Source organism: Streptomyces sp. NPDC002730 (assembly GCF_042888805.1).
Classification (GTDB): Bacteria; Actinomycetota; Actinomycetes; order Streptomycetales; family Streptomycetaceae; genus Streptomyces.
Window position 1 is genome coordinate 1 of sequence record NZ_JBIAQG010000010.1, and the last position, 21,086, is coordinate 21,086.

Below are 21,086 nucleotides of genomic sequence, written 5' to 3' on the forward strand. Positions count from 1 at the left end.
CCGGCTTCCTGTTCGGCGGATCCACCGGCACGGTGGTCAGCGGCGCCATGGGCTGGCTGGCCCGGCACGACGCGCGCGAACTCACCGCCGTAGCCATCGCCCCGGACCTCGGCGAGCGCTACCTCGACACCATCTACCAGACCAACTGGCTGCAGGACCTGTACGGCGAGGACGTGCTCAACCCCGACAAGGTGGCCACCGGTCCCTGGGCAGCCTCCCCCACGCCACCGACGCGGTCGGGCGACCGGCCGGACCTCCAGAACGGCGACCACAGTGGCAAGCGGCGCCATCAGCTCCAGGATCGTAAGACCTAGAAGCTCTGTCCAAGGAGGTCGATGACGCAGGTCCCGCGTGAGGGATCTTGAAAGGGGTGAGGTCCTTCCGGCTACCGCCACCGCCGTCGGTCCAGCCGACCTCACCGCCGGGAAAGTCGGTTGCGCTCGGGTGGTGCGTGAGCAGAATCAGCGCGTGCAGATCCTGTCGTTCCCCGAAGAAGCCACTCCGTCCGAGCTCCGCGTGCAGGTGCGGGAGATCCAGGAGCAGGCGTGGCCGTCCACGCGTGTATCGGTCACCCCTGCCGATGCGCCAACCCACGATCCTCTACTGCGGCCGTGGTCGATGCTGCTGATGGACGAGGGCACGGTGCTGGGCGCGCTGGACATCCTGTCCAAGGAGATCGCCCATACGGGTCGGCGCTATGCCGCTGGTGGGCTGAGCACTGTGGTGACGCGCCGGGAGGCTCGTGGTCGCGGACATGGCCGCCGCCTGGTTGCAGCGGCCCGGGAGACGATGCTCACCCAGGGTCTGGACCTGGGGTTTTTCACCTGCGACCGCCCGCTCCAGGCGTTCTATGAGAGCGCGGGCTGGAACCTTCTTCCTGGGACGGTGCTCGTCGGGGGAACACCGCAGGTTCCCTTCCCGAGCGACCAGCCCGGCTTCGACAAGGTCACGATGGCCGACTTCTTCTCGGCCGGGGGCAGGCAGGCCCGGGCGTCGTTCCGCCACTGCCGCATCGAGCTGCATCCAGGAGAGATCGACAAGCTCTGGTGACGCCCCGGACAGGTCGACATGACTCTCATCGGTGCCGCACGCAGAATTTCGCAGCTCTGCCAGGGGCCCCTCCGGCATTGAGTTCGGCAGACGCATCGTGATCCATCGAAGGCAAATTGACATTTCCTGCTTTGCATGGTGAGCGCCTGTACGGGTGGTGCATCTCTGGGCACGGTCGTAGCGTCGATTCAGGAACAACCGTTGGAAGAAAGGGGCGCCATCACCACCGACGACTGCTCCTGACGGGCAGATCGCAGCGCGCGGGGGAGCCAGGTGTACACGGAAGGCCGCGTAGGCTCGAAAAGAGGCAGCTGGGAGCCGACATGCAGAGACACAAGCTCAAGACAACGGTCATGCTGTGTGCTGCTACAGCGCTCGCAGCAGCAGTAGTACCGGCATCCGCTTCCGCAGGGTCACCCTCGCCCGCTCAGGTTGTGGCCGTCGACTGTTTCTCGAATTCACAGATACGCCCCGGCGACTTCTTGCTCGCCTGCGGGGATGGCAACAACCGCCTCATCAAACTCCGATGGTCCCATTGGGGACCGACGTCCGCTGTGGGCAGCGGACTCGACGTGGTGAATGACTGTCAGCCCTACTGCGCGGCAGGCAAGTTCCACTCCTACCCTGTCACCGTGAGGTTCGACCGCCCAGAGACCTGGCAGAAGCATCCTGAGCTACAGCATTTCACCCGGCTGCGACTCATCTACACCGACAGCAAGCCACCGCCGGCGCAGCGGGAAATGACTTACAAACTCTGGGACTGACGATTCCCCAGTCCCTCGGTCACCTCTGCACAACAAGCGGTTCCGCGCCGGGTGAGGCCTGCGCCGGCTCACGTTCGTGCGGGGCAGCGCGCCGCCTCGTGCCGGGCGGCGGCAGCGAGGGGGCGCTCGTAGGGTGACGTGCGTGATGGTTCGCGAGGGCGCAGTGAACACAGACGGTGGTTGGCGACCGGGCTATCCGGCTGCGGCAGCGGTGTTCGCCATCGGGATGGCCGGGACCACCCTGCCGACACCGTTGTACGGGCTCTACCAGGAACAAATCGGCTTCTCCGAGCTGATGGTGACCGTTGTCTTCGCCGTGTATGCCGTCGCGGTCATCACCGTGCTGCTGGTGGCGGGAAACTACTCCGACGAGGTCGGCCGCAGACCTGTGATCCTGTGCGCCATGGCTTTGTCGGCCGCTAGTGCTGGATGCTTCCTCCTGCAGAGCGGTCTGCCTCTGCTCTTCGCGGGGCGGCTGCTGTCCGGCTGCGCGGCCGGCCTGCTGAGCGGCGCGGCGACAGCGGCCGTCATCGAGCTGGCCGGTCCTGGACAGAAGGCGCGGGCCGGGTTCGCCGCCACCGCGGCGAACATGGGTGGTCTGGGCTGCGGGCCACTGTTCTCCGGCCTCCTCGCTCAGTACACGCCCTGGCCGCTGATGTTGCCGTTCTGGGTCCACCTGGGGCTGGTGGCTGTGGCCAGTGGGATCACTTGGTTCCTGCCGGAGACCGTGGCGGAGCCGAAGCGATGGCCGCCGCTGAAGCCGCAGGGAGTCACCGTGCCGCCCGAGGTGAAGGGTGTCTTCGCGCCCGCCGCGCTGGCGGCCTTCGCCGGCTTCGCGCTTCTCGGGCTGTTCACGGCGGTCGCGCCGAGCTTTGTCTCGCAGACGCTGGGTGTGCACAACCTGGCTGTTTCGGGCGCGATGGTGTTCTCCGTGTTCCTCGGTTCGACCGTCGGGCAGTCCCTGACACAATGGATCGGCGCGCGCCTCGCGCTCCCCGTGGGGTGCGGCATCCTCGTTGTGGGCCTGCTGTTCGTGGCGTCATCACTGATCGCCGAATCCATGCTCCTGCTCGTTCTGGGCGCGCTGTGCGGCGGCACCGGCCAGGGACTGGCCTTTCGCGCGGCACTCACCCTGGTCAGCGGCGCGGCCCCGGCACAGCAACGCGGCGGCACCATTTCGGCGTTCTTCGTCGTCGCCTACACCGGGATCTCGGTGCCGGTGGTCGGTGTCGGCGCCATGGCCACATGGCTCGGGCTGCGCCAAGCCGGGCTGATTTTCACGGGCTGCGTGATGCTGCTGGCGGCGGGCGCGGGAACATACGCTGCGCGCAGGCCGCCGACGGGGGCGTAGCCGGGGCCCGTGAGGGCCGCGCTTCTTGCCGGTCTCGGAGCAGCACTGTGCATCGGTCCACGGGACCGATCGGCGACGGCCATCCCTGAGACGTGTTGCGGGAGAGAGGCCGTCGCCCACGGTTGCGGTTGGTCCTGAAGGCCTGTTCGACCGCCATCACCCCTGCCCACCCGACGAGTTCGGCGGATCGGCCGAGCCATCAGGTCGGCCGTCCCGGACTATTGACTCCGAGTGTGATAGTCGCGATTCTCGTCGCACCGCTTACGCGGGCCATGACAACCCACCCCAGGGACGGACGTGACCCCGGACGGCATCGGCTCCTCACCCCCCACCATCCGCTTACCGAAGGCATGAGTGATGCCCATGACTCGACACTCGCACCGCAAACGCAGGCCCATCGCGGTTCTGTCGCTGCTCCTCACCGTGGTGGCCATGGTCCTCGGCACAGCGCCCAGCTCCTCGGCCGAGTCCGGCTGGTGGACCCCGGCCGCGCGGCCCGCGCCCGACTCCCAGATCAATGTCACGGGCGAGCCCTTCAAAGGGACCGACTCCCAGGGACAGGTACGGGGCTTCGTCGACGCACACAACCACCTGATGTCCAACGAGGCCTTCGGCGGCCGGCTCATCTGCGGCAAACCGTTCTCCGAACTCGGGATCGCGGACGCGCTCAAGGACTGTCCCGAGCACTACCCCGACGGCTCGCTCGCGATCTTCGACTTCATCACCAAAGGTGGCGACGGCAAGCACGACCCCAACGGATGGCCGACGTTCAAGGACTGGCCGGCCCATGACTCGTTGACCCACCAGCAGAACTACTACGCCTGGATCGAGCGGGCCTGGCGCGGCGGTCAGCGAGTGCTCGTCAACGACCTCGTCACCAACGGCGTGATCTGCTCGGTCTACTTCTTCAAGGACCGCAGCTGCGACGAGATGACCTCCATCCGCCTGCAGGCACAGAAGACGTACGACATGCAGGCCTACATCGACAAGATGTACGGCGGCCCGGGCAAGGGCTGGTTCAGGATCGTCACCGACACCGCGCAGGCCCGCCAGGTCATCCAGCAGGGCAAGCTGGCCGTCGTTCTGGGGGTCGAGACCTCAGAGCCGTTCGGATGCAAGCAGATACTGGACATCGCGCAGTGCGGCAAGGACGACATCGACCGTGGTCTGGACGAGCTGCACAAGCTGGGCGTACGCAGCATGTTCCTGTGTCACAAATTCGACAACGCCCTGTGCGGGGTCCGTTTCGACGAGGGCACCCTCGGCACGGCGATCAACGTCGGCCAGTTCCTGTCGACCGGCACCTTCTGGAAGACGGAGAAGTGCAAAGGTCCGCAGCACGACAACCCCATCGGCATCGCGTCGGCGCCCCAGGCGGAGAAGGAACTCCCGCAGGGTGTGAAGGTCCCGTCGTACGCCGCGGACGCGCAGTGCAACACCCGTGGCCTCACCGAGCTCGGTGAGTATGCCGTGCGCGGCATGATGAAACGCAAGATGATGCTGGAGATCGACCATATGAGCGTCAAGGCCGCGGGCCGGGCCTTGGACATCTTCGAGTCCGAGTCGTACCCCGGTGTGATCTCCTCGCACAGCTGGATGGACCTCAACTGGACCGAGCGGGTCTACGGTCTCGGCGGATTCATCGCCCAGTACATGCACGGCGCCGAGGGGTTCAGCGCAGAGGCGAACCGGACGAAGGCGCTGCGCGACAAGTACCACGTCGGCTACGGCTACGGCACCGACATGAACGGCGTCGGCGGCTGGCCGGGGCCCCGCGGTGCGGACACCCCGAACCCAGTGCGGTACCCCTTCCGCAGCGCCGACGGAAGCGCCGTCATCGACAAGCAGACCACCGGCCAGCGCACCTGGGACATCAACACCGACGGCGCCGCGCACTACGGCCTGGTCCCGGACTGGCTGGAGGACATACGGATCGTCGGCGGCAAGGGTGTCGTGGACGACCTCTTCCGGGGCGCCGAGTCCTACCTCGACACCTGGAAGGCGTCCGAGAACCACAAGGCCGGGGTGAACCTTGCCGCAGGCTCGTCCGCCTCGGCCAGCTCGTCGGAGTGGAGCCTGTTCACGAGTTACGCCCCCGACAGGGCCGTGGACGGCAACGCGGACACCCGCTGGGCGAGCGACTGGAGCGACGACCAGTGGCTCCGGTTCGACCTCGGGGCACCGAGCCTGATCAAGCGCGTCACCCTCAACTGGGAGCGCGCCTACGGGAAGGCGTACCGCATCGAGGTCTCCACCGACGGCACGAACTGGCAGTCCGTATGGTCCACGACCGCCGGCGACGGCGGCCTGGACACGGCACAGTTCACCGGAACAACAGCCCGCTACGTACGCATCCACGGGCTGGAGCGCGGCACCAACTGGGGCTACTCCCTCCACGAAGTCGGCGTCTACAGCAGCTGACGACACCGATGGAGTACCCGGGGCCGGGGTCGGCCGGATCAGCTCTCCTGATCCGGCCGGCCCCGGCCGCGTGCCTCGCCGCGTCACAAGAACGAAGGGAACCACATGGCACGGATGCCGTCGGCCGAGCGGCGCCGACAGCTGATCGAGGCAGCGATCCGCGCGATGACGCGCGACGGTGTCTCCAGGACGACGACCCGGTCCATCGCCGCCGAGGCGGGCGTCTCGCTGAGCGTCTTCCACTACTGCTTCGACTCCAAGCAGGCCCTGCTCGAGTCAGTCATCGCGGCGATCACCGATCACTACGTCACAGTGGTGAAGGAGGCGATCCGGCCGAAGGCCACCCTTCGGGAGACCATCCGGGCGGGATTCCATGCCTACTGGGAGCATGTGTCCGCCAACCCCGAGGAGCACATGCTCACTTACGAACTCACGCAGTACGCCCTGCGTCAGCCGGGATTCGAACATCTGGCACGGCGGCAGTACGAGCTGTACTCCGACACCTACACCGAACTCATCGAACAGCTCCGCCACAGCATGAAGTTCGAACTCCGCGTACCCGTCCCCGTGTTGGCCCGCTATCTGGCCGTCATGACCGACGGACTCACCCTGAACTTCCTCGTTCTCGGCGATGACACAGCCGCGGCGGGCATCCTCGACATGATCGCCGATCAGGTCGTCGACCTCGTCCGCGAGGAAGTCCGACCGGCCGCCCCCGGGGCCGTTCCACCACCGCGCCCCACCTGAATCGACTCATACGTCTCGCGCTCTGAGCCCCACCACTCTGCCCAGGACCAGCTGTCCGTCAACTCGATCGCGCAGCGGGGCCGCTCGTGCCCACCTGGTCACGATGTGCCTTCGGCCGGAAGCTCCAGGCGGAGTTCGTAGCCGCCGTCGGCCGTCGGGCCGAAGGCGACAGTGCCACCGAGGAGCGCGGCGCGCTGCCCCAGGCCGACCAGGCCGTAGTGCGCACTGGGCAGAGGGAGAGCGGGCCTGGTCGGTGCGGTATTGGTGACCGTGACACGGACGGCGCCGCCCTCGTGGCCCATGCGAACACTCGCGGTGGCGCCGGGGGCGTGCTTACGTACGTTGGTCAGCGCTTCCTGGACGGTGCGGTAGATGGCGCGCTGGACGGTCGGCGGAAGGCCGTCGGGCAGATCCGTCTGCAGCTCGGCCTCGATGCCGCTGCTGTCGATCAGTTGCTGGAGGTCGGCCAGGGACGGCTGCGGGGTGAGCTCAGTGGGGCGGCCCCCGGAGGCGCGCAGGACGCTGACCATGTGCCGCAGTTCGTCCAGGGTCTGTACGCTCAGCCGCCGGATCGTGGCTGCGGCCTCTTTGACTTCGGCGTCCCGGGTGCCGACCTGGAGCGCTCCGGCCCGCACCGCAATCAGGCTGACCTGGTGAGAGACCACGTCATGCATCTCCCGGGCGAGCTGCGCGCGCTCCTTGGCCAGCGCGGTCTGGGCGGTCAGCAGCCGCTCGTGGTCACGCGCCTCGGAGATTTCGGCGAGCCGCAGCGACAGATCACGCCGGGTCTGGACGAGCTGGCCGAGGAAGACGGGAGCGGCCGCCGTCGCCGCGGTGTAGCCCAGCGTGATCCACGTCGAGGTGTTCGACAGGTCGAAGTTCGGTGACGGCCACGAGGAAATGTCGCCGATCGTGAACGCCATGGCACAGATGACCAGCAGCGTGCGGCTTCGGGTGAGCGAGGCGAGTGTGTACAGCGCGGCCAGCGCGGCGAAGGTCGCGTCGGAGAGCAGGACGGCGGGCAGGGTGAGCAGGAAGGTGAGCAGCGGCAGGCGATGGCGCAACAGAAGCGAGAAGGCGGCGGCCAGGGCGCAGGCCAGGCGTAGCGGCTCGTCGATGTGGACATTGACCCAGACATCGAGCAGCGCGGCCGCGACGAGGGCGGCGTCCAGCAGCGGGGCGGTCACGCGGCGGGGGATCATCCCCCCTCCTGCTCCCGCGGCGGCTTGAGAAGGCCGGCCCGTTCGGCGAGCAGGGCAGCCTGGACGCGGCCGCCCACCTCCAGCTTGGTGAGGATGGCGCTCACATGGTCCTTGACCGTGCCGGTGCTCAGGTGCATCCGCGTGGCGATGTCGGTGTTGGACAGTCCCTCGGCGATGAGGACGAGTACGGCGCGCTCGCGGTCGGTCAGCCGGTCAAGGCTGTGGGCGGCGGGTTCCTGGGAGCCGGCCTCGAGGTAGCCGTCCACGACCGTCCGGGTGACCTTGGACGACAGTACGGTGCCGCCGTCGGCCAGGGTCCGCACCAGGAACGGCAGTTCCTCGGGGTCGGTGTCCTTGAGCAGAAAGCCGGCGGCGCCCGAGCGAAGTGCCGTTGCCACGTACTCGTCCATGTCGAACGTCGTGAGCATGGCCACCACCGGAGGGCGCGGCAGCCGACGGAGGGCGGCCAGGACGGTGAGTCCGTCCACGTCCGGCATCCGGACGTCCAGCAGCACGAGGTCGGGACGTATCCGCTGCGCCGTCCGGACCGCCTGGCCGCCAGGAACCGTCGCCACGACCTCGATGCCGTCCGCCGCGTCGAGGATGTGCTGAAAGCCCGTACGGATCAGGGCCTCGTCGTCGACCACCATTACCCGGATCACGCGTGCTCCACTCGCCATCGGACCACTGTCCGATTCGTACCATGCCGAGGGACGCCCTGCGGGTGCTCGACACCGAATCCGGCCAGGAGGCAGGGGTGCGCCAGCCAGTCGGCGGGGGCGGTCCGGACACCTGCCGGATGGTTATGACTGGGAGCTTCTCCGACTCTTGGGCCTATGACGCACGATGTAGCGGCGTCCGAGACGGCACCCGCGGCCGAGGCAGGCCGCTCCCCCTTCCGTATGCCGTCAACAGGGCGGCTGATCGGCCTCGACCTGGCGCGCGGTCTGGCGATCCTCGGCATGTACGCGGCCCACGTCGGTCCCGAGCCGTCAGTGGGCGGCCCGCTGGGCTGGGTGATGGAGGTGGCCCGTGGCAGGTCCGCTGCCCTGTTCGCTCTGCTCGCCGGGTTCTCCCTGGTCCTTCTCACCGGCCGGCCGCAGCCGCGGACCGGGCGCGCGGGACGGCAGGCCGTGGGCAGGGTACTGATCCGCTCCGCCGTCCTGATCGTCCTGGGATACGCCTTGACCGCCCTGGACACCCCGGTCGACGTGATCCTTGCCTGCTACGGACTGCTCTTCGTCCTCGCCCTTCCGCTGTACCGGCTGCGGGCGGTCCCCCTGGCCGTCATCGCCGTGTCGACCGCGCTCGTCATGCCCCAGGTCCTGTACCCGCTTCGGGCTGCGGCCGAAGGCGGAAGCTGGACCGATACCGTCATCGCCCAGGATCCGCTGGCCCGCAGCACCGGCTCGGACGGGATCGTCGAGCTGTTCATCACCGGCGAGTACCCGGTATTGACCTGGCTGCCCTTCATCATCGCCGGAATGGCGGTGGCCCGGCTCGACCTCAACCGGCCCGACGTACGCGCCAATGTCGCCCTGTCCGGCGGCGCGCTGGCCGTGCTCGGCTACGGAGGCTCATGGCTGGCTCTGCACCTGGTCCCGGGCGCGCAGGCCGCCGTGAGCGCGACCACGGACGGCGGGTCGGCCGCATCGGCCTGGTGGTCCGACACCGTCGGCGACCCCACCACCAGCACTCCTGACTGGCTGCTCGTGGCCGCGCCGCACAGCCAGACGACATGGTCCATCCTGGGCAACACCGGCGTCGCCCTCGTGCTCCTGGCTGCCTGCCTCATCGCTACGGACCGGTCGACGCGCCTGTGGTGGACGGCCCCGCCCGTCATCGCGGTCGGCTCGATGTCCCTGACCGCTTACGTCGGCCACATCCTCGCCATCAAGGCCCTGGGCACCGACGACCTGCCGGACTCCGCTGCCCTACCAGTCCTCCTCGGCTTTGCCGCAGCCGCCATGCTGCTGGCCCTCATCTGGACCCGGTTCTTCCGGCGCGGACCGCTCGAATACATGCTGCACGCCGCGACCACACCCGCCCGCCTCATCAACAAACCGGCGGCCGACAACGAAACCTCCAAGAGCCTCTACTGGACACAACCTCCACCGACTCCCCTCGGTCCCTGGTTTTCGAAGGTCTCACACCCATCCGGCGTCATGCCGGGCCATGAAGGAGGTCAGCCGCATGACAGTCCGACTGACATTTCTGTGTGCAACAACCGGGGACACCGGCAGGGACGCACTCTTCGGTGACGGCCCCTTGAGTCAGCAGGGTCTGCGCGAGGCAGCCGCCGCCGGAGCAGCGCTCCCTCCGTACCCGCTGGCCATCCGTGCGCCTTCCTTCCGCTGCGCGCAGATCGCCGACGCCCTCGGACTGGAGTCAACACTCGAGCCCGCGCTGCGCGACTTCGACTACGGCACGTGGCGCGGCTGCACAGTCGACGAGGTCGCCACCACCGACCCCCACGGGTTTACCGCCTGGCTCACCGACCCGGATGCCGCGCCGCATGGCGGCGAGTCCGTACGCCACCTCTGCCACCGAATCGCGAACTGGCTGAGCAGTGTGCCGCCTGACACGGGCCGCGCATTGGCCATCGCCGAACCAGCCGTTGTCCGGGCCTTGCTCGTCCATGCTTTGTCCGCGCCGGCAAGAGCCTTCTGGCATCTCGATGTGCCGCCTCTGTCCGCGTTCTCCTTTACGTCGCGCGGTGGCCGCTGGAACGTCCGGTACATCGCGCGGTGGCCACTGGAACAGCGGGCTCGGCCTCGTCACTCTCTGAAAGAGCCGGCAGTAGTTTGCGCTGCTCCTGTGCCTTGAGACGAAGGAAGTCCGGTCAGCGACACCATCCCCCGCCGAGACCCCGCCGGCATCGCCGCCGCCTGCGCCCCCGCCGCCTCCAACGCCCCCTCCGGCCATATGTGAACCATCTGATGGCTGTTGCGCGCGGGGTCCCGGGTAAGTGTGCCCTTCCTGGAAGTCGGACTTGTCTGGTGAAACGATGTCCGTATGCAGGCGGCCGCCGGTGCGGCGTCTCTTCGTGCCCACCCGGCCAGGAGCAGGGAGGCGAGCCATGCAGGGTGACCCCGAGATCATGGAGTTCCTCAACGAGCAGCTGACCGCCGAGCTGACCGCGATCAATCAGTACTTCCTGCACGCCAAGATGCAGGAGAACTTCGGCTGGACCAAGCTTGCCGCACATACCCGGCGCGAGTCGTTCGAAGAGATGAACCACGCGGAGGTCCTGACCGACCGGATCCTCCTGTTGGACGGCCTGCCGAACTACCAGCGGCTCTTTCATGTGCGAGTGGGACAGACGGTCACCGAGATGTTCCAGGCGGACCGCGAAGTCGAGGTCGAAGCGATCGACCGCCTCAAGCGCGGCACCGAGGTCATGCGGGCCAAGGGCGACATCACCTCGGCGAACCTCTTCGAGTCGATTCTCGCCGACGAGGAACACCACATCGACTACCTCGACACTCAGCTGGAGCTGATCGAGAAGCTGGGTGAGCCGCTCTACCTCGCCCAGTTGATCGAGCAGCCGGAGAGCTGAGCCGCCGGGGTTCACACGCCGGCGGCGGTGACCACGGCGTCGGTGGCGAAGCCGAGCAGCAGGCCCAGCAGGATCATCCAGGTGGTCAGCTCCTTCATAGCGGCTCGACGAACCACGGCGAGCAGCTCGATGACCACGTAGAGGATGGATCCGGCGGCCAGGCCCATGAAGGCGATGCCGAGGGTTTCATTGACCACCTGCTGGCCGACCAGGGTGCCCACGAAGGTGGGACCGCCGCCAATCAGACCGAGCAGTGCAAGGGTGCCCCACGAGGGTCGCTCTCCCTCGGCGGCCAGCGGGGCGACAATGCCGAAGCCCTCGGTCGCGTTGTGCAGGCCGAAACCGATGACCAGCAGGACGGCCAGTGAGATCTCGCCCCGCGCGGCGGAGTTGCCGATGGCCAGGCCTTCCGCGAAGTTGTGCAGGCCGATGCCAGTGGCGATCATGAAGGCGAGGCTTGCGGCTCGCGAGCGGGCCGTGGGGACCAGTTCGGTTGCGGTTGCCGCCCCCGGGCTCTGGGACGAAGCCGCGGCCGAAGCCCGGCGGCGCGCACTCCAGCGGTCGTAGTACACAAGGCCGCACAGGCCGACGGCGAGGCCGACGGCGAGCACCAAGCCGCCGGTGGCCGCTGTTGCCCAGTGGTTGTCGCTCAGCGCGGCGTCGGTGGGCTCCCAGGCTGCGCTGAGGACGTCCCAGAGCAGGAAGAGCAGGATGCCGATGGCAACCGCGTTGAGCCCCGCCCTCAGTCGGGGTGCGGGACTGCGCAGGCGGCCGATGGGCAAGCCGAGATAAATGGTGAACCCGGCGATAGCACCGAGCAGAGCGATCTGCGAATCGGACATGGCCGTTCCAGGTAGGGCTGCGCAGGGACTGGCCGCGCGACTGTAGCGAGGTAAGCCTTACCTAAATAAGCTACGCGCTGCCGGGGATCCGTCGCATCTCGACCGGCCGTCCCTCAGCGGTATGGGCACGGCTGCCGGCCTGGAGCGCCGTCGGGCGTCGGGCCGGAGCTACGGCAGGACCGACCGTACCGACTCCGGTGTCCGTGCCATCACCGCCGTTCCATCATCGGCGGTGATGATCGGCCGTTGGATCAAGATCGGACGGGCCGCCAGTGCCTCGATCCACCGGGAGCGGTGCCCTGCCTCGCGGGGCCAGGAGGCCAGGCCCAAGTCGGTGGCTGCCGGTTCGCCGGTTCGGGCGATGTCCCATGGCTCCAAGCCCAACCGTTGCAGGACCTCCTCGAGCTCCGCCACGGTCGGCGGGTCCTCCAGGTAGTGCCGGACCGTATAGCGGGCATCTTCCGCGTCCAGCAACGACAGCGCCGACTGGCACTTGGAGCAGGCGGGGTTGATCCAGATTTCCATGAACTCGGTCTCTCGTGGTCGTTCCGACAAGCCGGCGGTCAGGTCGACGCCGTCGGTCTCGTGGGCCACCCGCAGCGCGGACGTCGCGCGTATCGATCTCTCCGGGTCGCCGGGGGGCTATGTGCAACATGGCGTGTGGATGCTGGGTCATGTCAGCTGCTACCGATACCGAGAGCGGTGAGCAGGACCAGGACGACGGTGACGACGGCGAACAGGCCGTGCCCGGCGACCACCGGCACGGGGAAGTACCGCTCAGCAGGCTCGGACTGCTCCCCCTCAGCGGCCGGGCGGCGGTACGGGCCCGGCGCACGGGGATCCAGCGGGCCAGCATCGTGAAGCCGAGCAGGGCGACGGGCACGAGCAGGCCGAAGGCGGTCCAGGCAAGCGCGTCCTTGTCGGCAATCACGTAGATGATCCACACGACCAGGCCGATGGCGGCCAGCGCGAAGTGGCCGAAGACGATCGGGACGGGCAGGCGGCTGGTGCCGCCTCGGACGCCACCGCGTGAGATCCAGGTGCCGAGCATGTAGAAGCCGCCGAGAGCGGTGATCACCCAGGTGATCAGTGCGGCGATGTCCATGGGGAACTCCTAGCCGTGGGTGGTGCGAGGGCCGGTGCGGATGCGCCGCGGCCGGTGATGGTTGTGGTCAGCCGGTGCGCCGGTTTGGCCGCCGGTGGGCGGGGACGAAACCCTCGGCCTGGGTCGCCTCGTCCGCGACCCGGACGCCGTAGTGGTAGGCGAGCTTGCCGCCCAGATATCCCGAAACGCCAAGCACGGCCAGGCTCACTGCGCCCAGCACGAGCTGTCCGGTGCCGACGCTGTCGGACGGTCCGTCTCCGGCGTGCCGCCACAGGAAGTTGCCCGCGTAGGCGGCCGTCACCAGCAGGTTCAGCGTCATGTGGATGAGACCGATGCGGAAAGCCCGTGTATCGGTGGGGATGGCGAGCAGGTCCAGGAAGCCGACCATCGCCGCCAGCAGGGCGCCGACTACCCCCACGGCGATCAGCCACATGGATCCCCGGGCGAGGAAGTCTGGGTCGCCCACGATGTGGGAGGCGATGTCGAAGACGAGGCTGCCCACCCACGCTCCGATCGGCACGGTGACCAGGATCGGATGGAACGGGTGCCCGTAGGGGCCGGCGAGTGTGGCACTGACCGGCCGCTTCGCCTGCTGCTGCAGTTCGCTGGGCATGGCGCCCCCTCTCCTTGATTTCACCAATCAGTATTGGACTTATTCGCGGGAGAGGTCAATAGCGTCCTCAAGCAAGGCGGGTCTGTCGAGTTAAACCTGACCGAGTTGGCGTTACTGTTGAGGCATGACCTCTGACCTGACTCCGGCTTCGCCTCAGCCCTCCGCCGCTGCGAGCGTCGAAGCGGTCTCGGTCCTCGCGGACGACCTGCGCCGGAGGATGTACGACTTCATCCGGCGTGCCCGTCGGCCTGTGACCCGGGAAGAGGCGGCCGGCGACGCCGGGATCTCGGTCAAACTGGCGGCCTTCCATCTGGACAAGCTCGTTGCGGCCGGGCTGCTGCGCTCCCGCTATGACAGCCCCGGCGGCATCCGCAGGGTCGGCCGTAAGCCCAAGGTCTACGAGCCGGCCGACATGGACATCCGCATCAACATCCCCGAGCGCCGCGCCGACGTACTCGCGGAGATCCTCATCGATGCTGTCCTTTCCGAAGAGCCGGGTGAGGACGCGCGGTCTGCCGCGCTCCGTACGGCCCGCCACCGGGGCGAGGAACTAGGAGCCGCCGAACGCGCCCGCAGCCGTCCGGGCCGGCTGGGACCCGAACGCTCCCTCACCCTCAGCGAGGCCATGCTGGAGCAGCACGGTTTCGAGCCCCACCGCGAAGCCCCCACCGAGCTGCGGCTGCTCAACTGCCCCTTCCACCCCCTCGCCGCCCGCTCCCCCGAGCTGGTGTGCGGGATCAACCACGCCTTCCTCGACGGCTTCCTCACCGGACTGGAAGCCACCGGGATCGACGCGGTTCTGGCCCCCCGCCCGGGCCGGTGCTGCGTGGAGCTGCGCGCCGCGTCCGGCGGCCACAACGCGCCGGATCCCGCCGCCGACGGCCCCGGCATCTGTGCGAAGGAGCACGACACTTCACCCGCGGACGACCTCGGCACCACGCCATAGGCGAGCCTTCGGTCTGCGGGCCAAGGCCGAAAGATGCGGGTCGTGATCGCTCTGCCACCGCGCGGGGCCTGCCGCATCGTCCAGCCGTCACTGTTTCAGGTTTTCTCATACATTGGGGGTTATGTCGGTTCGGCTCCAGACGGTGCACAACCTCATGAGACGTCGTGCTGTCGTCGCCGTGACAGCGGCGTGCACGCTCTCCGGTCTCGCCGCCTGCGGGGCGGCAGGCGAGGACGCGGGCGGGAGGACCTCTGGCAAGGGCGGCTTCACGGTCGGGCTGCTGCTCCCGGACACTCACACCGCTCGCTGGGCGACCGCCGACAAGCCCCTGATCGTGGAGAAGGTCAAGGCGCTGTGCCCCGACTGCAGGGTGACCCACGCCTACGCCTCGGCGGACGTGGCCACTCAGCAGCAGCAGATCGAATCCATGATCGCGGACGGTGCCAAGGTCCTGATCCTGGATCCCGTCGACGACAAGGCGCTCCGCTCCTCGATCACCAGGGCCCGCGACGCAAACGTCCCGGTGGTCTCCTACGACCGCCTCGCCGAGGGCCCCATCTCGGCCTACTCCGGCTACGACTCGGAGGAGATCGGCAGGATCCAGGCCGAGGAGCTCCTCAAAGCGATGGGTCCCAAGGCGCGCGGCGGCCAGATCGTGATGATGAACGGTGACCCCACCGACCCGAACACGAGAGACCTGATGAGGGGCGCGCTCTCCGCGCTCAAGGGCAAGGTGAAGATCGGCAGGTCGTACTACACCGCCGAGTGGATTCCGGAGAACGCGTTCAGGAACATGTCGGCCGCCATCGCCGAGCTGGGCGCGGACAGGATCGACGGCGTCCTGTCGGCCAACGACGGGCTCGCGGGTGGCGCGGTCACCGCGCTCAAGGCCGCCGGTATCAGGCCGCTGCCGCCCGTCACCGGTCAGGACGCCGACCTCTCGGCCGTGCGGCGGATCGTCAAGGGCGAGCAGTACGTCACCGTCTACAAGTCCTTCGAAGCGGAGGCCAACGCCGCCGCCGAGATGGCCGTCGCCCTGGGCCGTGGCGAGAAGCTCGACACCATCGCGACGGACCGTGTCAGCAATGACACGAGCAAGGAGATTCCGGCCTTCCTGGGCCCCCTCGTCCCCGTAACCGTCGGCACGATCAAGGACACGGTCGTCAAAAGCGGCCTTTACACGGTCAGACAGATCTGCACTCCGACGGTCGAAGCCGCCTGCCGGAAAGCCGGACTCACCGAATAGGCCGCCCGACGCCGCACCTCCCGCACGGCGTGCGGCATCAACCGGCAGTGAGAGACCGGACGGACAAAGGAGGTGGTTCACGTGCGGAGCACACCCCTGCTGGCGCTGCGCGGAGTCAGCAAACGGTTCGGCGCTGTCTGGGCACTCACGGACGTCGAGCTGGAGATCCATGCCGGAGAAGTCGTCGCCCTGGTGGGCGACAACGGCGCGGGCAAGTCCACCCTCATCAAGGTGATCACCGGCGTCGCCCCCGCCGACGAGGGTGTCATCGAGTGGAACGGCCGTCCCGTCCGGATCACTCGCCCCCGCGATGCCCAAAGCCTGGGCATCGCCGGCGTCTACCAGGACCTCGCGTTGTGCGAAACCCTCGATGTCGTCGGCAACCTCTTCCTCGGCCACGAGATCGGCAGGACCGGAATCCTCGACGAGGTGTCCATGGAGCGCCGGGCCGGGGAACTGGACCTGCTGGACACCCTCTCCATACGTATCCCCAGCGTCCGCGTCCCCGTCGCCTCCCTCTCCGCGGGCCAACGCCAGACGGTCGCGATCGCGCGCGCTCTTCTCAGCGAACCCAGGATGCTCATCCTCGATGAACCAACAGCTGCGCTGGGCGTCAGGCAGACCATCCATTTCCTCGACCTGATCGACCGGCTGCGGGAACGCGGGGTCGGCGTTCTCCTCGTCAGCCACAACCTGGGTGACGTCAAGGCCGTCGCGGACCGGGTCGCGGTGCTGCACCTCGGTCGCAACAATGGTTTCTTCAGCGTGCCGACCACGTCCCAGGAGCAGATCGTCTCCTCCATCACCGGCGCCACCGACAACGCCGTAACCCATCGCGACCGGGCGTGGGAGGGAGCCATGTGAACAGGACACGGGCATCCGAGAATCTCGGTCCCACCGGGGCGGGTGGCGATTCGGCCGGTACCGTGCCCACAGCCGTCGACGAGCGCCGGGCAGCGGGCGGCGAGGGCGGTTTCAGGAGCTACGTCGGCGATTTCACCCGCAAGCTGCGCAGCGGCGAACTCGGATCGCTGCCCGGCATCATCTGCGTCGTCGTGCTCTGGACCGTTTTCCAGAGCCTTCACCAGCAGTTCCTGTCGCCCCGCAACCTGTCCAACCTCAGCGTGGACATCGTCGGCACGGGCATGATCGCCCTCGGTATCGCCTTCGTGCTGCTGCTCGGCGAGGTGGACCTGTCGGTCGCCTCCGTCAGCGGGCTCACGGCGGCGGTGTTCGCCGTGCTGAACGTGCGCAACGGCCTGCCGGAGTGGCTGGCGATCGTCGCCGCCATGCTCGTCGGGGCGGCGATCGGAGCCGTTCAGGGGTTCTTCTCGGCCAGGATCGGCATACCGGCGTTCGTCGTCACCCTGGCGGGGCTGCTGGCCTGGAACGGCCTCATGCTCTATGTCCTGGGCGCGAGCGGCACCATCAACCTCCACGAGCAGGGCCTGATCCACGCGCTGACCAGTTACTACTTCCACGACGCGGCAGTCGCGTACGGGCTGGCGGCGCTCAGCGTGGCCGCGTTCTTCCTCGCCTCCTACCGGGACGCACGCCGCCGCAGGGCCGCCGGCGTGCGGTCCCGGCCGCTCAGTGTCATCGCCGTGCGCACGGGCGCGGTGGCACTGGTCGCGTTCGCCGCCGCCTACATCCTGAACCGCTTCCAGGGCCTGCCGCTCGCTCTTCTGATCTTCCTGGCCTTCGTCGTCGGCCTCGACTTCGCCCTTCGCCGCACGTTCTACGGGCGGAAGATCTTCTCCATCGGCGGGGGTGCCGAGGCGGCCCGCCGCGCCGGCATCAGCGTGGTGTGGTTGCGGATCTCGGCGTTCATGGTGTCCGGGACGCTGGCCGCTGTCGGCGGGCTCTTCCTGGCCTCACGCGTCGCCGCGGTGGGTCAGACCTCGGGCTCCAGCATCCTGCTGATCAACGCCGTCGCCGCAGCCATCATCGGCGGCGTCAGCCTGTTCGGCGGCCGCGGTACAACCTGGTCTGTCCTGCTCGGCATACTCGTCATCCAGTCCATCGCGTCGGGAATGGTTCTCCTGGGCATCCCGACGCCGATGCAATCCGTGATCACCGGTGGTGTGCTTCTCGCCGCCGTGGCCCTCGACTCGCTGTCGCACCTCTCGCAGAAGGCACACGGCAGGGCCTGACCACGTAGGCACCGGCACCAGCAGCGCTCCACGCGAGCCATCGGAGCGGGGTCGCTGCACGACTGAGCCTCGGTCACAATGCGTAATGCTTTGCGCATCAAGGGCGGCTCGACGGTTGGATCCACCCCAGCGATCGCTCGACGGCCCGCTGCCAGTTGTCGTATTCCGATTCGCGCCGCGCGGAGTCCATGTCGGGCAACCATTGGCCCGCCCGGTGCCAGTTGCGTCGCAGGACTTCCAGGTCCGACCAGTAGCCGACGGCCAGCCCGGCGGCGTAGGCGGCGCCCAGCGAGACGGTCTCGGCGACCATGGGCCGCACCACGGGCACGTCGAGGACGTCGGCCAGGATCTGCATGAGCAGGTTGTCGGATGTCATGCCGCCGTCGACCTTGAGCTCATTCAGGGTCAGCGAGGAGTCGGCGTTCATGGCGTCGACGACCTCACGCGTCTGCCAGCCGGTGGCTTCCAGCGCAGCTCGGGCCAGGTGCCCCTTGGTGATGTACGAGGTGAGGCCGACGATGACACCGCGTGCGTCGCTGCGCCAGTGGGGCGCGAAGAGACCGGAGAACGCCGGGACGATGTAGCAGCCGCCGTTGTCCTCGACGGTGCGCGCGAGGGTCTCGATCTCCGGCGCGCTGCTGATCAGTCCCAGACGGTCACGGAACCACTGGACCAGCGAGCCTGTGACGGCGATCGGGCCTTCCAGCGCATAGACCGCGGGCTGGTCGGCGATCTTGTACGCGACGGTGGTGAGGAGCCCGTTCCGGGACCGTACGACGTCAGTGCCGGTGTTCTGCAGCAGGAAGCTGCCGGTCCCGTACGTGCACTTCGCCTCGCCCGGGGAGAAGCACGTCTGCCCGAAGAGTGCAGCCTGCTGATCGCCGAGCGCGCTCGCGATGCGGATGCCCGGTAGGACCGAGCGGTCCTCACCGTAGCTTTCCGCCGAGGACCGGATCTCGGGCAGCATGGCGCGGGGGACCCCGAAGAACCCCAGCAGTTCCTCGTCCCAGGTGAGCGTGCGCATGTTCATGAGCATCGTGCGACTGGCGTTGGTGGCGTCGGTGATGTGCTGACCGCCGGCCGTCCCGCCGGTGAGGTTCCAGATCAGCCAGGTCTCCATCGTGCCGAACAGCACCTCGCCGTCCTGGGCTCGCTGTTCCAGCCCCGCGACGTGGTCGAACAGCCAGCGGATCCGTGGCGCGGAGAAATAGGTCGAGGGCGGCAGGCAGCAGCGGTCCAGGAAGAAGTCGTCGCCGGGGTGGTTTCTCAGGTCCTCGACGAGCGGGGCGGTGCGGGTGTCCTGCCAGACGATCGCTCTTCCCAGCGGGGTGCCTGTCCGCCGGTCCCAGAGCACCGTGGTCTCGCGCTGGTTCGCGATGCCCAGGGCGGCGACCTCTCCACCGGCGGCGCCGACGCCGGACAGGGCCTCGGGCACGACGCGCCGCAGATTGCGCCAGATCTCGACGGCGTCGTGCTCGACCCAGCCGGGCCTCGGGAAATACTGCTCGTGCTCGCGCTGGGCCACCGACACCAACCGCCCACGGTGGTCGAACAGGATGCAACGGGTGGAGGTGGTGCCCTGGTCAATGGACATCACATACCGTTCAACCATGATCCGGACCGCCTTCCGATGCGTCGAGGATTCGGTGGTGGGACCTACCAGCGGGCCGCCCCCAGGTCTCTGGAGATCGCCCGTGCTGCCTCACGGAGCAGGGTGATCAGGGCCAGCTGAGGCCGGCCCTTGGCATCACAGACCCGCTCGATCGGGCCGGACACACCGATGGAGCCCACCACGAGACCCCCGTGCCCCCGGATGGGCGCGGCGACGCCGGCCTCGCCCATGCTCATCTCCTGAACCTCGGCCGCCCATCCGATCTCCCGGATCTCGGCGAGTGCTCGGGTGAGCTCCTCCGGGACAACCAGGGTGTGCCGGGTGTACGCATCCAGCCCGGCGTCGAGCGCCGAATCCACGGTCGCGGTGCCGAAGGCCAGCAGGACCTTGCCGAGCGAGGAGGCGTGCAGCGGCAGCAGCGCGCCCACGTCCAGGGTCTGGAGCGTGTCGTCCGGCCGGAAGACGTGGTGGACGATGAGCACCCTGCCCTCCAGGGGGGTGCCCAGGCGGACTGCCTCCCCGCTGCGGGCGGCCAGGGCGTCGGCCCAGTTGATGGAGCGCGACCGCAGTTCGTTGACGTCGAGGTAACTGGTGCCGAGGTGGAGCAGCGCCGCCCCGAGCTGGTACTTTCCCGTGGCCGCGTCCTGCTCCACAAAATCTACGTGCTGCAAGGTGCGCAGAATGCCGTGGGCGGTGCCCTTCGCCAGCCCCAGCGACGCGGACACCTCGCCCAGTCCGAGCCGACGCGGGCCGCCCGCGAGCAGGCGCAGAATTGCCGCCGCCCGTTCGATGGACTGGACCGGACCGGCCATAAAGCGATTCTATGCCCGCCTTTGCCGGTCTCTCGTGGCGCATGATGGGGTGATTTTTCATGATTCAGGTAGACCGTTCGGTAATGCCGACCGCCGTTTATTGACCGGCCTCGCATCGCTCCCTAGCGTGCGTTGAGGTCGGCGTCCCGCCGGCAGCGCTACGCCGAGGAGGGCACATGGCGGCTCAGCTCAGCACAGTGGCCCGCGAGGCAGTCGATCATTTCTGTCCCGTGCCGCATTCCCCGGGGGCCGTCTCGGTCGTACGTGGACGTGTCCGCACGGTGCTCGCGGAGTGGGGCCTTTCCCCGGACGTCATCATGGATGCGCTCGTGGTGGTCTCGGAGTTGCTGACCAATGCGCTCGTCCACGCCCTGCCACCGGCGACGCTGCGGTTGTCGTGGGTCCGCGTCGACGAACGGAGAGCCGTGCGCGTCGAAGTCACCGACGCTGGACTCGCGCTCCCAGCCAGGGAGTGGGCTGTCCCCGACGAGCACGGCCGGGGAATCGCCATAGTCACCGCCCTGTCGGCCCGCCATGGCATACGCGCCCATACCGGCGGGGTCACCTACTGGGCGGATCTCCTCGCAGCGTAGGAGGACAGCCCGGACTTCCAGTAACCGGACGCCGGGAACGAGACCCGGAAACACCAGGCGGGTACGCAGA

Annotated in this window: 19 protein-coding genes and 2 pseudogenes; 14 read left to right on the forward strand and 7 right to left on the reverse strand. The window is 68.2% G+C overall.

Annotation, left to right across the window (positions count from 1 at the left end; all coding sequences use genetic code 11):
• The 5 genes and pseudogenes from ACFYXH_RS24730 to ACFYXH_RS24750 form a co-directional block, all read left to right on the forward strand.
• Positions 1–314 (forward strand): annotated as a pseudogene (locus ACFYXH_RS24730) (2,3-diaminopropionate biosynthesis protein SbnA); the annotation flags it as partial.
• Between the two features lie 130 nt (positions 315–444).
• Positions 445–1,050 carry a GNAT family N-acetyltransferase gene (locus tag ACFYXH_RS24735; protein ID WP_389566834.1) on the forward strand — a complete coding sequence of 202 codons (606 nt, stop codon included), beginning with the start codon at positions 445–447 and terminating at the stop codon, positions 1,048–1,050.
• A 909-nt stretch (positions 1,051–1,959) separates the two neighbouring features.
• Positions 1,960–3,165: an MFS transporter gene (locus ACFYXH_RS24740; RefSeq protein WP_389567699.1), complete on the forward strand. Its 1,206-nt coding sequence runs from the start codon at positions 1,960–1,962 to the stop codon at positions 3,163–3,165.
• A gap of 363 nt (positions 3,166–3,528) precedes the next feature.
• Complete coding sequence (locus ACFYXH_RS24745; protein ID WP_389566837.1) at positions 3,529–5,586, forward strand: discoidin domain-containing protein; 2,058 nt, start codon at positions 3,529–3,531, stop codon at positions 5,584–5,586.
• Positions 5,587–5,691: 105 nt separating this feature from the next.
• The gene (locus ACFYXH_RS24750; RefSeq protein WP_389566839.1) at positions 5,692–6,333 is read left to right on the forward strand and encodes a TetR/AcrR family transcriptional regulator; all 642 of its coding nucleotides are present in this window, start codon (positions 5,692–5,694) and stop codon (positions 6,331–6,333) included.
• A 98-nt stretch (positions 6,334–6,431) separates the two neighbouring features.
• Here ACFYXH_RS24750 and ACFYXH_RS24755 read toward each other — a convergent pair whose 3' ends face one another.
• Both ACFYXH_RS24755 and ACFYXH_RS24760 read right to left on the reverse strand, forming a co-directional pair.
• Complete coding sequence (locus ACFYXH_RS24755) at positions 6,432–7,535, reverse strand: sensor histidine kinase (RefSeq protein ID WP_389566841.1); 1,104 nt, start codon at positions 7,533–7,535, stop codon at positions 6,432–6,434.
• Entirely contained in the window at positions 7,532–8,197 is a 666-nt protein-coding gene (locus ACFYXH_RS24760; protein WP_389567702.1) for a response regulator, read from the reverse strand. Before ACFYXH_RS24760 ends, ACFYXH_RS24755 begins: the two co-directional genes overlap by 4 nt.
• A 174-nt stretch (positions 8,198–8,371) precedes the next feature.
• Here ACFYXH_RS24760 and ACFYXH_RS24765 point away from each other — a divergent pair.
• From ACFYXH_RS24765 to bfr, 3 genes and pseudogenes are all read left to right on the forward strand, one after another.
• Positions 8,372–9,592 (forward strand): annotated as a pseudogene (locus ACFYXH_RS24765) (DUF418 domain-containing protein); the annotation flags it as partial.
• Between the two features lie 211 nt (positions 9,593–9,803).
• On the forward strand, positions 9,804–10,361 hold the full coding sequence (locus tag ACFYXH_RS24770) for a histidine phosphatase family protein (protein WP_389566844.1): 558 nt from the start codon (positions 9,804–9,806) through the stop codon (positions 10,359–10,361).
• Between the two features lie 253 nt (positions 10,362–10,614).
• Positions 10,615–11,094 carry a bacterioferritin gene (gene bfr, locus ACFYXH_RS24775; protein WP_389566847.1) on the forward strand — a complete coding sequence of 160 codons (480 nt, stop codon included), beginning with the start codon at positions 10,615–10,617 and terminating at the stop codon, positions 11,092–11,094.
• An 11-nt stretch (positions 11,095–11,105) separates the two neighbouring features.
• Here the strand turns inward: bfr and ACFYXH_RS24780 are convergent, their stop codons facing one another.
• Positions 11,106–11,936 carry a ZIP family metal transporter gene (locus tag ACFYXH_RS24780; RefSeq protein WP_389566850.1) on the reverse strand — a complete coding sequence of 277 codons (831 nt, stop codon included), beginning with the start codon at positions 11,934–11,936 and terminating at the stop codon, positions 11,106–11,108.
• A 168-nt stretch (positions 11,937–12,104) separates the two neighbouring features.
• Positions 12,105–12,461 carry an ArsC/Spx/MgsR family protein gene (locus ACFYXH_RS24785; protein WP_389566853.1) on the reverse strand — a complete coding sequence of 119 codons (357 nt, stop codon included), beginning with the start codon at positions 12,459–12,461 and terminating at the stop codon, positions 12,105–12,107.
• Positions 12,462–12,610: 149 nt separating this feature from the next.
• Here ACFYXH_RS24785 and ACFYXH_RS24790 point away from each other — a divergent pair, with 149 nt between their 5' ends.
• On the forward strand, positions 12,611–12,871 hold the full coding sequence (locus ACFYXH_RS24790; protein WP_389566856.1) for a hypothetical protein: 261 nt from the start codon (positions 12,611–12,613) through the stop codon (positions 12,869–12,871).
• 237 nt (positions 12,872–13,108) lie between these two features.
• Here the strand turns inward: ACFYXH_RS24790 and ACFYXH_RS24795 are convergent, their stop codons facing one another.
• Entirely contained in the window at positions 13,109–13,654 is a 546-nt protein-coding gene (locus tag ACFYXH_RS24795; protein WP_389566859.1) for a DUF2231 domain-containing protein, read from the reverse strand.
• 124 nt (positions 13,655–13,778) lie between these two features.
• Between ACFYXH_RS24795 and ACFYXH_RS24800 the strand changes: the two genes are divergently transcribed.
• The 4 genes from ACFYXH_RS24800 to ACFYXH_RS24815 all read left to right on the forward strand — a co-directional run bounded on the left by ACFYXH_RS24800 (position 13,779) and on the right by ACFYXH_RS24815 (position 17,999).
• Positions 13,779–14,600, forward strand: a complete 822-nt coding sequence (locus ACFYXH_RS24800; RefSeq protein ID WP_389566862.1) for a helix-turn-helix transcriptional regulator — start codon at positions 13,779–13,781, stop codon at positions 14,598–14,600.
• 154 nt (positions 14,601–14,754) lie between these two features.
• The gene (locus tag ACFYXH_RS24805; protein WP_389566865.1) at positions 14,755–15,846 is read left to right on the forward strand and encodes a sugar ABC transporter substrate-binding protein; all 1,092 of its coding nucleotides are present in this window, start codon (positions 14,755–14,757) and stop codon (positions 15,844–15,846) included.
• A 72-nt stretch (positions 15,847–15,918) separates the two neighbouring features.
• Positions 15,919–16,710 (forward strand): ATP-binding cassette domain-containing protein, encoded by a 792-nt coding sequence (locus ACFYXH_RS24810; protein WP_389566868.1) that lies wholly within the window; start codon positions 15,919–15,921, stop codon positions 16,708–16,710.
• A complete protein-coding gene (locus tag ACFYXH_RS24815; protein WP_389566871.1) occupies positions 16,707–17,999 on the forward strand; it encodes a sugar ABC transporter permease in 1,293 nt (430 codons plus the stop codon). Before ACFYXH_RS24810 ends, ACFYXH_RS24815 begins: the two co-directional genes overlap by 4 nt.
• A 97-nt stretch (positions 18,000–18,096) precedes the next feature.
• Here the strand turns inward: ACFYXH_RS24815 and glpK are convergent, their stop codons facing one another.
• Positions 18,097–19,611 carry a glycerol kinase GlpK gene (gene glpK, locus ACFYXH_RS24820; RefSeq protein ID WP_389566873.1) on the reverse strand — a complete coding sequence of 505 codons (1,515 nt, stop codon included), beginning with the start codon at positions 19,609–19,611 and terminating at the stop codon, positions 18,097–18,099.
• A gap of 44 nt (positions 19,612–19,655) precedes the next feature.
• Positions 19,656–20,423 (reverse strand): IclR family transcriptional regulator, encoded by a 768-nt coding sequence (locus ACFYXH_RS24825; protein WP_389566876.1) that lies wholly within the window; start codon positions 20,421–20,423, stop codon positions 19,656–19,658.
• A gap of 176 nt (positions 20,424–20,599) precedes the next feature.
• Between ACFYXH_RS24825 and ACFYXH_RS24830 the strand changes: the two genes are divergently transcribed.
• Entirely contained in the window at positions 20,600–21,016 is a 417-nt protein-coding gene (locus ACFYXH_RS24830; protein WP_389566879.1) for an ATP-binding protein, read from the forward strand.
• Positions 21,017–21,086 lie beyond the last annotated feature (70 nt).

Coding starts and splice junctions, on each gene's coding strand:
- ACFYXH_RS24740 (WP_389567699.1), top strand. CDS start 1,960: ATGGTTCGCGAGGGCGCAGTGAACACAGACGGTGGTTGGCGACCGGGC.
- ACFYXH_RS24745 (WP_389566837.1), top strand. CDS start 3,529: ATGACTCGACACTCGCACCGCAAACGCAGGCCCATCGCGGTTCTGTCG.
- ACFYXH_RS24750 (WP_389566839.1), top strand. CDS start 5,692: ATGGCACGGATGCCGTCGGCCGAGCGGCGCCGACAGCTGATCGAGGCA.
- ACFYXH_RS24755 (WP_389566841.1), bottom strand. CDS start 7,535: ATGATCCCCCGCCGCGTGACCGCCCCGCTGCTGGACGCCGCCCTCGTC.
- bfr (WP_389566847.1), top strand. CDS start 10,615: ATGCAGGGTGACCCCGAGATCATGGAGTTCCTCAACGAGCAGCTGACC.
- ACFYXH_RS24780 (WP_389566850.1), bottom strand. CDS start 11,936: ATGTCCGATTCGCAGATCGCTCTGCTCGGTGCTATCGCCGGGTTCACC.
- ACFYXH_RS24785 (WP_389566853.1), bottom strand. CDS start 12,461: ATGGAAATCTGGATCAACCCCGCCTGCTCCAAGTGCCAGTCGGCGCTG.
- ACFYXH_RS24790 (WP_389566856.1), top strand. CDS start 12,611: ATGTCAGCTGCTACCGATACCGAGAGCGGTGAGCAGGACCAGGACGAC.
- ACFYXH_RS24795 (WP_389566859.1), bottom strand. CDS start 13,654: ATGCCCAGCGAACTGCAGCAGCAGGCGAAGCGGCCGGTCAGTGCCACA.
- ACFYXH_RS24800 (WP_389566862.1), top strand. CDS start 13,779: ATGACCTCTGACCTGACTCCGGCTTCGCCTCAGCCCTCCGCCGCTGCG.
- ACFYXH_RS24805 (WP_389566865.1), top strand. CDS start 14,755: ATGAGACGTCGTGCTGTCGTCGCCGTGACAGCGGCGTGCACGCTCTCC.
- glpK (WP_389566873.1), bottom strand. CDS start 19,611: ATGGTTGAACGGTATGTGATGTCCATTGACCAGGGCACCACCTCCACC.
- ACFYXH_RS24825 (WP_389566876.1), bottom strand. CDS start 20,423: ATGGCCGGTCCGGTCCAGTCCATCGAACGGGCGGCGGCAATTCTGCGC.
- ACFYXH_RS24830 (WP_389566879.1), top strand. CDS start 20,600: ATGGCGGCTCAGCTCAGCACAGTGGCCCGCGAGGCAGTCGATCATTTC.